Here is a 17072-nt window from a genome sequence, read left to right as displayed (position 1 = left end):
CCCCAAACAGGATGTCACTGATCAAAAATAAATTTAAAATAGCTGTTGCATTCGCACTGGCAATAGGTTCGCAAACAGCGTCTGCACAAGTTGGCTGGCCCGTAACTACCGAACAAACCAGGCCCTGGGCCCGTTGGTGGTGGGAAGGAAGCGCGGTAAATAAAAAAGACCTGACCTGGAACATGGAAAGCTACCGTAAAGCCGGTTTGGGTGGCCTGGAAATTACACCGATCTATGGCGTAAAAGGGCACGAAAATGAGTTTATACAATACCTGTCGCCGCAATGGGTAGATATGTTAAAGTACACGCTGACGGAGGCAAAACGGCTGAATATGGGCATTGATTTGGCTAATGCTACCGGCTGGCCTTTTGGTGGCCCCTGGGTTACGAATGAAGATGCCAGTAAAGAACTGTTCTGGAAAAATTACGATGTTGAAGGTGGCGAAAAACTAAGCGACGCCGTGGTATTTGTGCAGCAACCCTTAGTGAGGGCGGACGGCCATGCTCCGAAGATCACCGACCTTGTTGAACCCATCAGCAGCAATAAAAACCTCCAGTTAATGGCCCTTGACCAGGTAAGGATTGAGAAACGGATCCCTTTAACGGTTTTAATGGCTTATGATGACAAGGGGCAGGTATTGAACCTTACCGATAAAGTTGATGCAGCCGGCAAACTTAACTGGACAGCACCCGCCGGCGAATGGAAGCTGTACGCGCTTTTTCAGGGTTGGCATGGTAAGATGGTTGAGCGTGCGGCTCCCGGAGGTGAGGGTTATGTTATCGATCATTTTTCCAAGCCGGCACTTAATCATTACCTGGCCCGGTTTGATCAGGCATTTAAAGGGCAGGATTTAAGCGGGATCAGGGCATATTTTAATGACTCGTACGAAGTGGATGATGCCCGCGGGCAATCGAACTTTACCCCGCTGTTTTTTGACGAATTTATTAAACGCCGCGGGTACGATCTGCGCAATCACTTGCCGGCTTTATTTGGTAATGATAATAAGGAAAATAATAGCCGCATACTATGCGATTATCGCCAAACCATATCCGATCTGTTGCTTGATGATTTTACCAAACCATGGCATGACTGGGCTAAAATCAGGGGCGCTTTAATCCGCAATCAATCACACGGTTCCCCATCAAATATACTGGATCTGTATGCTGCTATTGATATTCCCGAAACAGAGGGCGATGATGTGCTGCGGTTTAAATTTGCCACATCGGCAGCACATGTAATGGGAAAACCTCTTGCATCGTCCGAGTCGGCGACATGGCTTAATGATCATTTTCTATCGTCGCTGGGAGATGTTAAACAGGCTATTGATAAATATTTTGTAGGAGGCGTAAACCATATTTTCTATCACGGCATCAGTTACTCGCCTCAAAATGCCCAATGGCCGGGATGGTTATTTTATGCTGCAGTTCACTTTAATCAAACTAACCCGTTCTGGAATGATTTCTCAACTTTAAATCAATACATAACTAATTGTCAGTCGTTTTTGCAGCAAGGAAAGCCCAATAATGATATATTGGTTTATTACCCGTTATTTGATAGCTTTTCCGAGCCGGGGGATAGGGGTCTGCTTAAGCATTATGATGCCATGAAACCCGATTTCAAGGGGACGGGCTTTGAATCCTCCGCCGAAGAAATGCTTAAAAAGGGCTACACGTTTGATTTTATATCAGATAAGCAAATAATGGATTTGCAAACCTCCGGCAGCCATCTGCTTACCGGCGCTCTTAATTATAAAACCATCCTTTTGCCCGACAACAAATATATCCCGCTCGAAACCTTTAATAAAATGGTGGATCTGGCAAAGGCCGGGGCGACAATAGTGGTGTATAAAAATCTTCCATCGGGTGTTCCGGGATATTCCGGGTTAAAGGAGCGCGAGAAAGCATTTAAAACACTGCTTGCCGGGTTGAATTTTACTGCTGAAAATAATGGTGTTAAAATTGCCAAAGTTGGCAAAGGCCGTTTTTTAATGGCAGATGATGTTGCTTCGTTGCTGGGCGCAGCCGGTATCAACAGGGAGCAAATGACCGATAATGGGCTGCAATTTGTACGCCGTACTTATAAAAATGGGAACAGCTACTTTATAACAAATAATGGCGGCAACCAGGTTAATGGTTGGGTAGACCTGTCCGTTAGCGCTGCATCAGTAGTAGTATTTGATCCCATGACAAAAAATTATGGATTGGCTAAAACCCGGAGGCAGGCCGATGGCAAAACCGGCGTTTATCTGCAATTATCACCGGGGCAAAGCTGTATTTTACAAACCCTGCCTGTAAAAACTCAAATAGCAGCGTATCCTTATTATCAGGTTGCAGGTAAATCAGAGCCTATCAATGGTACGTGGACACTGAGCTTTACCGAAGGTGGTCCGACATTACCTCAGCCAATAAAAACCGCAGCGCTCAAATCATGGACTGATTTAGGCGGTGATGATCTCAAGGCTTTTTCCGGAACAGGCAGTTATGCTATCTCCTTTAAAAAGCCGGTGCAAAATGCTGCTGTTTGGAAGCTTGATTTGGGGAAAGTTAATGAAAGTGCAGAGGTTTATTTAAACGGAAAAAAGCTGGCCACGCTCATCGGTCCGCAGTATGTGATCACCATACCTTCAGCACAGTTAAGGACGGTCAATCAGTTGGAAGTAAGGGTTGCTAACCTCATGGTTAACCGGATCATTGATATGGATAGGAAGCATATCCCTTACCGGATATTTTATAATACCAATTTTCAATCGCATAGTCCTGGTTCTAAAGGGCCTGATGGGCTTTTTACCGCTATAAACTGGGAACCGAAGCCTTCCGGTTTGATTGGGCCGGTAACACTTGAACCGGTTAAGCCGTTGTTTGTTAGGTAATTATTTAAGGGTTAATTTCAAAAAGGTGGTCATGTTGGCTACCTTTTTTTGTGTTTTTGATGTATCGGAGCAGGATACTACAGGATGGTATTATTGAAATTAACTTTTATGTTCGTTTATACAATTATAACCCAAACTGTACCAAACAGTAAACCCCTTAATTTGATTTTATGAAAAGAATTTTTATTTATTCTTGTAAAATGCTATTGCTGTTGCTGCTCTTTAATGTGGCAGGGGCAAACAGTGCATTGGCACAAAAGCTTAGCATTACGGGTACTATTACAGATAGTAAGCACCAGCCGGTTTCGGCTGCTTCCGTGCAAATAAAAGGCACCAAATCGGGTACCACGTCTGATATTGACGGAAAATACGCCATTAAGGCCTCGACAGGAGAGGTATTAATATTTAAATCAATCGGTTTTGATGCTAAAGAAGTTACCGTAGGCACGAACAATACCATCAATGTTAGTTTAACGGAAACTGAATCGCAATTAAACGAAGTGGTGGTAATCGGCTACGGCGCTCAAAAACGGGCAAACGTTACCGGCTCTCAGGCTACCTTCAAGGCCGATAACCTGAACGAACGCGCTATAACCCGTGTTGACCAGGCCTTGGTAGGCCAAATGGCAGGTGTAACTGTTAAGCAAACAACGGGTGTGCCGGGTAAAGCATTTAGTGTTAACGTGCGCGGCAGCGGCTCCATAAGTGCCGGTAATGAGCCTTTGTATGTAATAGATGGCTTTCCTTTGTCTGTATCGGCAATAGGCAGCGGTGGTAGCTTTGGCTCAGGAAATCCGCTCGATAATATCAACCCAAATGATATTGAAGATATCCAGGTTTTAAAGGATGCAGCTGCCGCGGCTATCTATGGTTCAAGGGCATCAAATGGTGTTGTTTTGATCACCACAAAAAAAGGAAAATCGGGCAAGGCTAAAATTAGCTATAGTGCTTACTATGGTTACAATGCTGCAGCCAAATATTTGCCCATGCTTAACGGCGACCAATGGATTGACAGGGCTACCGAAATGATCAATGCTGCCTATGTGCTCAAATATGGCGCAAAAGGAGCAACTGCCAGTGACGATAATGCAACACGTCAGGCGATGAATGGCGGTGCCTTTAGCTCAGCCTATATGCTCGATCCGAGATGGGCTATGCCGGGCCATCCCGGGTTGCAGTATATAGACTGGCAGAAAGCGATTGAGCAGAAAGGAACAATGCAAAACCAGGCATTGAGCGCAAGCGGAGGCAATGAATTTGTAAATTATTTTATTTCAGGAAACTATGCCAACCAGGATGGCTTTGTGAAAGGCCTGGGTTATAAAGCCTACTCGGCCAGGGCCAATGTGGAGGCACGTATTGCCAAAAACCTGAAATTAGGTTTAAACATAGCGCCTACCTATTCAATTTCGCAGGACCCTGGTGTAGAAGGGAAAGACAACATTTTTCACCAGGCCATAAGCTATAGCCCTATTCAGGAAGATACGGTAGGTTTATATCCCAACGCGTTTAAGAACGGACAATACACCTGGGGCAACTCGGCAAACAGCCCTATAGCTAAATTGGAGAACAAGGTAGGGCAAACCAAAAAATACCGCACACTGGGCAGCATATTTGCCGAATACGAAATTATAAAAGGGTTAACACTAAGAAGCTCACTGAACCTGGATAATGTTGACAATGCCACTAATAGCTACACACCGTATATCATAGCCGGTAATCTTGCTGCCAGAACATTTGATGCTGCTAAAAATCCTAATTTAACAGCTAATACTTCAGGATCATACAGCACCTTTAAAAGGCAAACCTTTGTTAATGAAAACACGCTTACCTATAATACTACAATTCACGCAAATCATAGCTTGAGTATATTGTTAGGTCAGTCTTACAATACAGATCGTTTAGATCAGTCTTCATTATCATCAGTTGGCGGTTATACCAGCAGCGTTATCCAAACTTTAAATGCTGCCGCAGCGGTAACAGGCAGTACCTCCAGCACCAAAAGTGTGTTGGTATCCTACTTTAGCCGCGCGCAATATGCATATAAGAACAAGTATCTTTTATCCGCAAGCTTGCGTGAAGACGGTTCCTCAAGGTTTGGCGGCAATACCAAATACGGTATTTTCCCCTCAGCATCTGTAGGCTGGCGCATCATTCAGGAAGATTTTATGAAAAAGCTGCCTGTAGTGAGCGACTTGAAACTACGCTTTAGTTATGGCGTAAATGGTAATAACAGCATTGCCGATTATGGAAGTATTTCGCAAATAGGTTCATATGGTTATGTTTTGGGTTCACCTCAGGCTTTAGCTATCGGTCAGGCACCAAGTAATTTACCGAATCCGGATATCAAATGGGAAAAATCACAAACTTATGATGTGGGCCTCGACTTCGGTTTGTTCAGCAACCGTTTAACAGGCTCATTTGATTACTATAATAAATTAAATACCGACTTATTGCTGAATGTACCTATCCTGCAATCTACCGGTTTCAGCAGTCAGCTGCGCAATGCAGGTTCAGTGCGTAACGTTGGTCAGGAGCTGGAGTTAACAAGTCGTAATTTGGTTGGCAAAGTTCAATGGAGTACATCAATTAATATCAGTCATTACAAAAATAAAATCGTAAGCCTTTACGGTAACCAGCAGCAAATTATTATTCCAAACTCCTTTGATGTATCTGACGCTATTTTGCGCGTAGGCCAGCCAATAAACAGTATCTATGTGGTAAGGCAGATAGGTTTTCTTACACAGGCCGATCTTGATAACCATGTGGCAACCTACGGTACCGGTGAAACAGTTGGTGATCCAAAGTACCAGGATCTGAACGGCGACGGCGTAATAACCGAAGCCGATAAACAGATTGTTGGCCACCCTAACCCTAATTATACCTGGGGGATTACCAATACTGTACGCTGGAAAGGCTTCGACCTCACTGTTTTAGTTCAGGGCCAAAATGGCGGATCAGTTTATTCCTTACTGGGCAGGGCAATAACCCGTACGGGCCAGGGCTTTACCGATAATGCCCCGGCATTTTATGAAAATCGATGGAGATCGCCCGAAAACCAGGGGGCAGGCCGGGTTAGCAAAGCCTATTCTACATTTGGTTTCGTTGCCAATACTGATTGGCTGTATTCTTCAGATTATGTGAGGGTTAGAAATATCACGTTAGGGTACGATCTTAAAAATATCTTTAAAACCAAAGTTTTAGGAGCAGCACGCTTGTATGTTACGGCCGAAAACTTCTTCGGGCATGACAAATATTATGGAGGTTTCAACCCGGAGGCGCAAAACACAGCCATCAGTTCGGACAGTAACTATCCCGAAGCAGGTGATTACGGAGGCTTGCCGCTGGCTAAATCATTGATCTTTGGGTTAAATGTTACTTTTTAATTATTTCAACATTATCAAAATGAAAAAGATATTTTTTCTATCAACCATAACAGCTGCATTTTTAATGGCCTCCTGTAATAAGGATTTAAACCAGGTGCCTATATCCGCTTCAACAACAGCAACTTTTTACAAATCGCCAAGCGATTTTTTACAGGCTACCAATGCCATTTATGCCGATCTGCACAATTACCCGGTGCGGTTAGCTAATATGTCTGAAATCCGTTCGGATAATATTTATGGTGTTTCTGTCACCGTGCGTGACTGGGACCCTGTGAATGATTTTTCGCCATCATTAGCAGCAAATGCTTACGTTACCGAAGCCTGGGGTACCGACTTTAACGGTATTTTCAGGGCTAATACCCTGCTTGACCAGGTTGCCAAAAATGGCAGCTACATAGGTTCGGCTTCGTTAGCTACAAGGCTACAGGCCGAAGCCAAATTTCTGCGTGCATTTTATTACTTCGATCTGCTTAGGTATTTTGGTAAGCTTCCAATCATTGACCACCCGGTTACTGCGCCTGAAGCTAATTCAATCGGCCGCAGTTCTGTAGCTGATGTTTACAAACTGATTATAGCCGACCTGCAATCGGCGGTAGCTAACTTACCTACCACATATACCGGGGTAGACGTAGGCCGTGCCACTAAATATGCTGCAGAAGCTTTGCTGGCACAGGTGTATATGGCTAAATCGGCGCCCAATTATGGTATTGAAGGGCCGGGAACTGGATCAAACGAATGGAATCTGGCTTTACCCTTACTGCAGGATATTATCAGCAGCGGTAAGTTTGCTTTTGAACCTACTTATAGCAATATATTTTCATATACCAATCAAAGTCCAGCGGTTAATAAAGAGGCCATTTTTGATGTGATGTATACCAGTGGCATAAGCGGTACGAGTGATCTTTACGGAGCGTCGTTCCCATGGACACTTGCTCCAAATGCTTACTTTTTATCTATTAAGGATACAAAATCAAACGGAAGCCTGGAAATCATCCCGGTATCAAATGATCTGGCCAACAGTTATGACGCTGCCGACGTACGTAAGGCATTTACGATATATACCGCGGGTTACACCAATGCTGGCAGTACAGAAAATCGCCCGTTCTTTAAAAAATGGCTTGATATAACTAAAATCCCAACCGCAAGCCGGTTTGACTGGGGAATTAACTTTATTGCCATCAGGTATACCGATGTTTTAATGCTTAAAGCCGAATGTATTTTGAATGGCGCAACCGGCGGATCCCAGGCTGATGTTGACGCTATTGTCAATCAGGTACGTACAAGGGCCGGCTTACCGCCGGTAACAGGTGTAACGCTGGCACAGTTGTTTGATGAGCGCCGCAGGGAGTTTGCCGATGAAGGTTCGCGCTGGTTCGATCTGCAAAGAAGTGGCAACCTCTTAACTATTATGAATAGCTGGATTGCCAAAGAAGATGCTCAGAAAGCGATAAAGCCGGTTATTGCTAATTATGTTATTTACCCTGTACCACAAACACAATTGGATGCGGCTCCGGGCTTATATTCGCAAAATCCCGGATATTGATTTCGTGGAAATGATGAACAAACTCTTTTGATCGTCATAACAATGGTTTATCCCTCCTGCTTTTCGGGGGGATAAACCATTTAAATATTAAACTTACCTATGAAATTGTTACGTTATTCTGTTTTCCTGATAGTTATTGCTGCAAATGTGGTGAACGGGCAAACTCAACCGGACTGGGCAAAAAGAGTTGGGGCCCGGCACGCCCCGAAAAAAACAATAGTGTGGTATGTAAATGATAATGGCGCGGTCAATGATGGTGCTACCTTAAACACAGCCGCCATACAAAAAACTATTGATCAATGCTCGATTAAAGGTGGCGGTATAGTCACATTTAAACCCGGTAAATATTTAACAGGCTCCATTTTTTTGAAGAATAATGTTTGTCTGAATATTGATGAGGGAGTAACGTTGTTGGGTAGCCAGGATTTAAAAGATTATCCCGAAATTGATACCCGCGTTGCCGGTATTGAAATGAAATGGCCGGCTGCTTTGATCAACATAGCCGGGCAAGCCAATGTGGCAATTACCGGGAAAGGACTGGTAAACGCACAGGGTAAACCATTTTGGGATATTTACCGCAAAATGCGGGCTGAATATGACCCCAAAGGTTTACGCTGGATAGTTGATTATGACGCCAAGCGCCCGCGTACGTTGCTGGTTTCCAATTCGGCAGATGTTACCATTAAAAACATTACGCTGCAACAGGCTGGGTTCTGGACGGTGCAATTGCTTTATTCAGATCATGTTACTGTTGATAGCATTACCATTCGCAACAATGTTGATGGACATGGGCCATCGACAGATGGGATAGACATAGATTCATCCAGCTGGGTCCTGGTGCAAAACTGCGATATTGACTGTAACGACGATGATTTTTGTCTTAAGACCGGTAGGGATTGGGATGGGCTGAGGGTAAATAAACCAACCGAATATGTGGTGATCCGCAAATGTGTATCAAGGGCTGGCGCTGGGTTGCTTACCTGTGGCAGCGAAACATCGGGAGGGATCAGGCATGTGCTTGCTACTGACCTGACAGGTAACGGCACCAGTAATGGGTTAAACATTAAATCGGCCATTACCCGGGGCGGCACGGTTGAGGACATCCACTTTACCAATATAACCATGAATGGCGTGGGCACGGCTTTTCAAATTACAATGAATTGGAACCCAACCTATAGTTATTCTAAACTGCCCGATGGTTACAATGAAGCAACGCTGCCCGATCATTGGAAAAAGATCCTGCATAAAGTGGAACCTGCCGAAAAAGGGATCCCGCATTTTAAGGATGTTTATATTTCAAATATTAAAGTTACTGGTGCCAAAAAGGCTATAAATGCTATAGGCCTTAAAGAATCAACCATGCAAAATTTTCATTTTGATGGAGTTAATATAGCGTCGGGCACAGCTGGCGATGTGCAGTTTGCAGAAGGATGGGAGTGGAAAAACTCACAGATAGTTACTCAGGACAATACTAAACTTAATTTAACTGATGTCAGTGCAGGTCGATAATAAATACAAGACTTTAAAAATGCTCCTGCTTTACATAAGTGCAGCTTTGGGAATGCTTTTTTGTGCCTGGTCAGTTCCCCGGATACAAAAGAGTAGCAATGTTATTTCATTGGCAGGCCAATGGCAATTTCAAATAGATCCGGCTGATAAGGGGATAACAGAAAAATGGTTCTCAAAATCGCTGACGGATACTATTCATTTGCCTGGTTCAATGACCCAAAACTTAAAAGGGGACGATATAACACTTAAAACAAAATGGACAGGCAGCATCTACGATAGCTCTTGGTTTTATAACCCACGTTTGGCAAAGTACCGGGTGCCTGGCAACCTCAAAATACCTTTCTGGCTTACGCCGCCCAAGCATTATACAGGGGCAGCATGGTATAAAAAGGAAGTAATTATTCCTGCGGATTGGAAAAATAAACATCTGGTGCTTTTCCTCGAACGGGCTCATACCGAAACCAGGTTATGGGTTGATGATACCGAAATTGGGATGCAAAACAGCCTGGTAGCCCCGCATCAATTTGATCTGGGAAACAAACTATCGCCCGGAAAACATCAAATTACACTTTGTATTGATAACCGCGTTAAAGCGATCAACGTAGGACCCGATTCACATAGTATTACTGATCATACACAGGGCAACTGGAATGGCGTGATCGGCAAAATGGAGCTGAGAGCCGGAGACCAGACCTGGCTGGATGAGATCCAGGTTTACCCTGATCTGACACAAAAAACAGCCCATATCAAAATACGGGTAAAAACAGAACGGACATCTGTCGCCGGCACTATCACACTTTCGGCCAAAGCATTTAATACCCCGGTTTCGCAGCTTATACCAGCTGTTAGCAAACCTTTTAATATCAAAGATAGCGTGGCTGAGTTCAGCATTGATTTGCCCATGGGGGCCAAAATGCAAACATGGGCTGAGTTTACGCCGGTTCTATATCAGCTTACTGCTACTTTGCGCACTACCGTTGGATCAACAGATACCAGGAAACTGAGCTTCGGCATGCATGAGTTTAAGGCTGATGGAAAAACATTTACCATAAATGGCAAACCCGTTTTTCTGCGTGGTACGGTGAATAACTGTGAGTTCCCGCTTACCGGTTATCCGCCTACTACCGAAGCAGAATGGGACCGGATCTTTAAGATTTGCAGGGAACACGGGCTTAACCACATGCGGTTTCACTCCTGGTGCCCGCCTGAGGCTGCTTTCGATGCAGCTGATAAAGCCGGCTTTTACTTGCATGTGGAAGGGCCGTCATGGGCAAACCATGGCAGTGGCTTAGGTTTGGGCCGACCAATTGATCAATATATTTATGACGAAACAAACCGTATGGTTAAGTGGTATGGTAATCACCCTTCATTTTGCATGATGGCTTATGGTAATGAGCCCAGCGGCAAACAGGTAGAATACCTTACCAAATTTGTTGATTATTGGAAGGCTAAAGACCCGCGCAGGCTGTATACCGGAGCAGCGGTAGGGGGTAGCTGGCCGGTAATCCTCAATAACGAATATATGGCCCGTGCGGGTGCGCGTGGTCTGGCCTGGAACCAGCGGCCCGAAAGTTACTCTGATTACAGCAAACAGATAGCTCAGTTTAATGTGCCCTTTGTGGCCCATGAGATGGGCCAGTATTGCGCCTTCCCCGATTTTAAAGAAATCAAAAAGTATACGGGAATCTATAAAGCCAAAAACTTTGAACTTTTTCAGGAAGACTTTAAAGATCATGGCATGGCCGATGAGGCCGAAAAGTTCCTGATGGCTTCTGGAAAATTACAGGCTTTATGTTATAAGCACGAAATTGAAAAAGCCATGCGTACACCCGGATATTCGGGATTTCAGTTGCTTTCGTTAAATGACTATCCGGGACAGGGAACGGCGCTGGTTGGGGTACTTAATGCCTTTTGGGATAGTAAGGGGTATATAACTGCAAAGCAGTTTGCCCGGTTTTGCAATGCTACCGTACCGCTTATCCGTACCGAAAAGTTTGTATATCAAAATAACGAAACGCTAAAAGCTCAGGTTGAACTGTTTAACTATAGCAAGCCTATGGCAACCACGCTTAACTGGAAATTAACCGATGCTCAGCACAAAATAATCAACGAGGGTGTACTTGATAAAAAAAGCTATGCAATGGGCAACTGTCAGCAGGCAGGGATGATCAATGTGCCTTTATCAAAAATAAAATCGCCGGTAAAACTGAACCTTGAAGTATCCGTACCCAACACTCAATATGTAAACGATTGGGACTTTTGGGTGTATCCGGCAACATTACCTGTTGTAAAAACCGATGTGTATTATACTACCTCGCTGGATGATAAGGCCAAAGAGGTACTCAATAATGGCGGCAAAGTATTTCTGAATGCCTCGGGTAAGGTAATAAAGGGCAAGGAAATTATACAATCATTTACTCCTGTTTTCTGGAATACCTCCTGGTTTAAAATGCGCCCTCCGCATACGCTTGGTTTTGTGTGCGATCCTAAGCATCCTGCGTTTAATGATTTCCCGACATCATCCTATAGTGAAATACAATGGTGGGATATCCTCTCGAATGCGCAGGTCATGCACCTGGAAGATTTTCCGGCGACATTACGTCCGGTTATTCAGCCTATTGATACCTGGTTCATGAACCGCCGTTTAGCCTTATTATTTGAAGCAAAGGTAAGTAAGGGGAGTCTGATGGTGAGCAGTGCCGATCTTTCGCCAACAACCGGCGAAGACAGGCCGGCGGCAAAGCAATTATATTACAGCATTTTAAAATATATGTCGTCACCGCAGTTTAAACCTGCTGACAGCATTTCGATGGAAACTGTTGATGATCTTTTCAAAACTGCTTCAAAAGAGGTGTTTGTGTCCTATACTAACGGCGCACCGGACGAACTGAAGCCTAAAAACACAAAAAAATAATATGAAAGTATTGAAACCGGTTTTAGCTTTATTAATAATAGCCTTTGTGGGCCTGGCTTTTATCAATCAGCAAAAGCCAACCATTTATTTAATTGGCGATTCCACTACGCATAATAACGATAAGGAAACCTGGGGCTGGGGGAGCATTATCCCATACTATTTCGATCTGTCAAAGATCAATATTGAAAACCATGCCATGGCCGGTCGCAGTACACGCACTTTTATCAAAGAAGGCCGGTGGAACAAGGTTGATTCGCTTTTAAAGCCGGGCGATTATGTGATGATGGTATTCGGCCATAATGAAGGCAGTAAACCCGATACTACCAAAGCCGGGTATCGTGGGGTATTAAAAGGCACCGGTAATGAAACTGTTGAGCTTACCTGGCCTAACGGTACTAAAGAAACGGTACATACCTATGGCTGGTATCTTCACAAATTTATCAGGGATACCAAAGCTAAAGGTGCAACGCCTATTGTACTATCCATGATTCCACGGAATGAGTTTCGTGATGGCAAGGTTATCCGTGCCGATAACGATTATGGTAAATGGGCACAGGAAGTGGCACAGCAGGAAGGTGTCATCTTTATTGATATGAACCGTATCACAGCCGATAAATATGATCAATGGGGAGCCGATTCAGTTAAGAAATTCTTCCCCGGAGATCATACCCACACTAACAAAATGGGAGCTACCGTGAATGCAGAATCAGTAGTTGATGGCATCCGGGCCAATCCCGTAAACCCTCTGAATAAATACCTTAAAAACTAAAATTTCGGGCTGCTATGAAAAATATGATCCGTACAAATGCCGGCTTAGGCTTACTGCTTGTCCTGGTTATGCTGTTATCTTCTTTTATGTTGATGAAGCCGGCCGATAAGCCAACCTTTTACCTGATAGGCGATTCGACTGTAAAGAATGGTAAAGGCAAAGGCGATGGTGGTTTATGGGGATGGGGGAATTACATAGCCCCTTATTTTGATACAACAAAAATATCGGTCGAAAATGACGCGCTTGGCGGCACCAGCAGCCGCACCTTCCAAACTATGGGCTTGTGGGATAAGGTACTGGTTAAAATCAAACCCGGCGATTTTGTGATTATGCAGTTTGGCCACAATGACGCCGGTGCGCTGGATGATACAGCCCGGGCCCGCGGAACTATCAAAGGTATTGGCGGCGAACAGCAGGAAATATACAACCCGATACGGAAAGTAAAAGAGGTGGTACATACCTACGGTTGGTATATGCGCAAATTTATTGCGGATATTAAAGCGAAGGGCGCAACGCCTATTATTTGTTCGCCTATACCCCGTAATGTGTGGAAAGACGGTAAGTCTGCAGGGCGCAACAGTGAAAACAGTTACGGGCAATGGGCGCGTGAGTTGGGCGAACAAACCGGGGCGTTTTTCATCGACCTAAACAAACTAATTGCCGATGATTATGATGCGGAAGGGGAGGCAAAGGTTAAATCAACCTACTTCGGCACTGATGCCACGGATACGCTTGAGCCGGGTGCGCAGCTAAATGCCAGCATGGTTATTCAGGGGATCCGATCATTCAATCAGCTGGCGCTCAATAAATATTTAAAGTAACAGGTTCTGTAAATGATTGTGTCCGGATGATGAAAAGAAGAGATTTTATTGAACAGTTAAGCGTGGCTTCGGCTATGGCATTATTGCCTGGTTTAGCCTTTGGGAATTCAAATGATCATATTTCTGCATTTGCCAAAAAGCTAAGGCCTGTTGGCCGTGCGTTGGAAATGGATGGTTATTACGTTTGGTGCAATAGCCCTATTGAGGGGCTCGATGGCCGGATCCACGTGTTTTTTTCGAGATGGATCGCCTCCAAAAAAATGGGTGGATGGATCAACGGATCTGAAATATGCCATGCTGTGGCAGATACGCCGGAAGGTGAGTTTAAGTTTTTAGAAACAATCCTCGCCCCGCGAGGGCCTGGTTATTGGGATGCTACTACCTGTCATAACCCGTCGATAAAAGTAGTCGATGGTAAATATTGCCTGTTTTTTATGGGTAATTCCAACGGTAAAACCAATACAAAACGGATAGGGTTGGCCATGGCTGATTCTCTTGATGGCCCATGGACGCGGCCGGATGAACCACTGCTTTTGCCCGGACCCGAAGGGGCATGGGACGATCATTGTACAACCAATCCGGCATTTGTTAAGCATCCCAACGGGCAGTACTGGCTATTTTATAAATCATGGAACACCAAAGAATATGAAACATCCACCGACCCGCTGGTAAAAGGGAATCGTAAATATGGTTTGGCTATTTCCGATAAACTGGAAGGCCCTTACATAAAATATGACGGTAACCCGGTTATAGATTTTTCGGGACGGGGCAATAATGCCCAGTTGGAGGATGCTTGTGTTTGGCTTGATAAGGGCCGCTTTAAAATGCTTGCCCGGGACATGGGTGTATTTAATCACCAGTATGGTTTGTATATGGAATCAAAAACCGGCAAAAAATGGAGCGAGCCGGAGATAGGCTATTTCAACGCCGAATATTATCATATCAATCAACCACCGCCGCCAAAATACCTTAACAAATATGGCAGGTTTGAACGGCCCCAGCTCTTATTCCAAAATGGTAAACCAACTTATATGTTTACTACCTCGCAGGGCGGTAAATATATGACGGCATCGCCATTCATATTTAAAATAGAATCATAGTACTCTCAATATGAAAAAAATACTGCCCGTATATTTTGCATTATTTGCTGTTGTTTGGCCGGTTTTATTGAGGGCGCAGAATAAAATAGACCGTAAGGCTTTGGTGCAAAGGCACAATGTAATAAATAATGGCACCGACACGCTATCGTCACTATCTGTAGGTAACGGTCGTTTTGCTTTTACGGTTGATGCTACAGGTCTGCAAACTTTTCCTGAGCATTATGATAAAGGTATTCCCTTAGGCACACAATCTGAATGGGGCTGGCACAGCTTTAAAGATACTGCAGGCTACAAGTTTGACGAAACATTAAAAACCTATATGCTCAATGGCCGCAACGTAAGCTACTCGGTACAATGGAACCAGCCCGGCCGTAACAGGAATGCTGCTAACTGGTTTAGGGAAAATGTACATCGCCTGCAATTAGGTAACCTTGGTTTCCTGTTATTGCATAAGGATGGAAGCGAGGCACAGATAACCGAGATCCAAAATATCCGGCAGGAACTTGATTTATGGACGGGCGCTATTAGCAGCTCTTTTACATTTGATGGTGAGCCCGTAAAAGTTCAAACCTACGCGCACCAGGATCAGGACCTGGTAGCGGTGAAAGTCCAATCGCCATTGTTAGCGCAGGGCAGGCTTAAAGTAAGGCTGCGTTTTCCTTTCCCCTCCAATCAGTTTGCCGATTATGGCGACAATTGGAAAAATCCGCAAAAGCATTATTCGGCTATTGTTGGTTCCGGGGTTAGGCAGGCAACTATTATTCATCGTTTGGATACCAGCCAATATTTTGTTCGCCTTGCCTGGAACGGTGTAGCTTCGGTTAAGCATGCTGCTGCCCATCAGTTTGTGTTAACACCTCTGGATAAAGCCGCTGAACTGACGTTTACCTGTTCGTTTAATTCAAAGAAATCAACTGCGGCTTTACCCGGTTTTGCCCAAACACAAGCCAACAGCATACAGCAATGGAAGGCCTTTTGGCAAAGCGGCGGCGCGGTTGATTTAAGTGGTAGTACCGATCCCCGGGCAAAAGAACTGGAACGCAGGGTAATACTGTCTCAATATCTTACCAAAATACAATGTTCTGGTCATCAGCCCCCGCAGGAAACCGGTTTAATATATAATAGCTGGTATGGTAAGCCCCACCTTGAAATGCATTGGTGGCACGGGATCCATTTTGCGCTTTGGGGCAGGGAGCAACTGCTCGAAAATAGCTTGGGCTGGTATCATCATGTAAAAGCTAATGCCCGTGCTATTGCCAAAAGACAAGGATATGATGGCATCCGCTGGCAAAAAATGACCGACCCGGATGGTAACGAAAGCCCGTCATCGGTAGGGGCATTCCTCATTTGGCAGCAGCCTCATTTTATTTATTTTGCTGAGCTGGACTACCGCGCCCACCCAAATAAGGAAACCCTCGACAAATATAAAGACCTTGTACTGGCCGATGCAGATTTTATGGCCTCGTTTCCCACTTATGATAAGGAGCATGACCGGTATAATTTAGGCAAAGGAATTATCCTGGCGCAGGAACGTTACAAGCCCGAAGAAACATATAATCCAACCTATGAGTTGCAATACTGGCGCTGGGCTTTAAATACCGCCCAGCAATGGCGCAAACGCCTGGGCTTGCAGCCGGATAAAAAGTATGCCCAAATCCTGGATAAATTGGCCCGGTTGCCTCAAAAGGATGGCGTTTACCTCGCTGCTGAAAGCTCGCCCGATGCCTATACTAATCCTAAATTAAAAACAGACCACCCGGCAGTATTAGCTGCCTACGGTATGCTGCCGTATAATGATAAACTGGATACTGTGGTAATGAAGAAAACTTTCAACCTGGTTTGGGATGTATGGGATTGGAAGGATACCTGGGGCTGGGATTTCCCGATGACTGCCATGACAGCAGCCCGTTTAAATATGCCTGATAAAGCTGTCGATGCTTTGTTTATACCCATAAAAACCAATACTTACTTAGCCAACGGCCACAATTATCAGGACGGGCGATTACGCATGTATCTGCCTGGCAACGGTGGTTTACTGGCCGCTGTAGCCATGATGTGTGCCGGCTGGGATGGCTCAACCACTGTAAATCCCGGTTTCCCAAAGAATGGGAAGTGGAAAGTAAGGTGGGAAGGGCTCAGGAAAATGCCTTAATGTTTAAC

At 44.7% G+C, this 17072-nt stretch carries 9 protein-coding genes; all 9 read left to right on the top strand.

Annotated features, from left to right (window positions below; all coding sequences use genetic code 11):
• Nucleotides 1–11 precede the first annotated feature (11 nt).
• The 9 genes from ACEN82_RS13545 to ACEN82_RS13505 all read left to right on the top strand — a co-directional run bounded on the left by ACEN82_RS13545 (nt 12) and on the right by ACEN82_RS13505 (nt 17064).
• On the top strand, nt 12–2870 hold the full coding sequence (locus tag ACEN82_RS13545; RefSeq protein WP_413317509.1) for a glycosyl hydrolase: 2859 nt from the start codon (nt 12–14) through the stop codon (nt 2868–2870).
• A 170-nt stretch (nt 2871–3040) separates the two neighbouring features.
• Nucleotides 3041–6256, top strand: coding sequence for a SusC/RagA family TonB-linked outer membrane protein (locus ACEN82_RS13540; protein ID WP_413317507.1), 3216 nt, complete (start codon nt 3041–3043; stop codon nt 6254–6256).
• 19 nt (nt 6257–6275) lie between these two features.
• On the top strand, nt 6276–7799 hold the full coding sequence (locus tag ACEN82_RS13535) for a RagB/SusD family nutrient uptake outer membrane protein (RefSeq protein WP_188831799.1): 1524 nt from the start codon (nt 6276–6278) through the stop codon (nt 7797–7799).
• A gap of 99 nt (nt 7800–7898) precedes the next feature.
• Nucleotides 7899–9308, top strand: a complete 1410-nt coding sequence (locus ACEN82_RS13530) for a glycoside hydrolase family 28 protein (protein ID WP_413317505.1) — start codon at nt 7899–7901, stop codon at nt 9306–9308.
• A complete protein-coding gene (locus ACEN82_RS13525) occupies nt 9289–12222 on the top strand; it encodes an exo-beta-1,4-galactosidase (RefSeq protein WP_413317503.1) in 2934 nt (977 codons plus the stop codon). The genes ACEN82_RS13530 and ACEN82_RS13525 overlap by 20 nt, the downstream gene beginning before the upstream one ends.
• A 1-nt stretch (nt 12223) precedes the next feature.
• A complete protein-coding gene (locus ACEN82_RS13520) occupies nt 12224–12991 on the top strand; it encodes a rhamnogalacturonan acetylesterase (protein ID WP_373613985.1) in 768 nt (255 codons plus the stop codon).
• Between the two features lie 14 nt (nt 12992–13005).
• Nucleotides 13006–13812: a rhamnogalacturonan acetylesterase gene (locus ACEN82_RS13515; protein WP_413317500.1), complete on the top strand. Its 807-nt coding sequence runs from the start codon at nt 13006–13008 to the stop codon at nt 13810–13812.
• Between the two features lie 26 nt (nt 13813–13838).
• Entirely contained in the window at nt 13839–14912 is a 1074-nt protein-coding gene (locus ACEN82_RS13510) for a glycoside hydrolase family protein (RefSeq protein WP_413317498.1), read from the top strand.
• A 10-nt stretch (nt 14913–14922) separates the two neighbouring features.
• On the top strand, nt 14923–17064 hold the full coding sequence (locus tag ACEN82_RS13505) for a hypothetical protein (RefSeq protein ID WP_413317496.1): 2142 nt from the start codon (nt 14923–14925) through the stop codon (nt 17062–17064).
• The last annotated feature ends 8 nt before the right edge of the window (nt 17065–17072 follow it).

It is taken from the genome of Mucilaginibacter sp. Mucisp73, from assembly GCF_059491465.1.
Note: the sequence above shows the minus strand (reverse complement) of the source record. Positions and strands in the feature narration are given on the sequence as shown.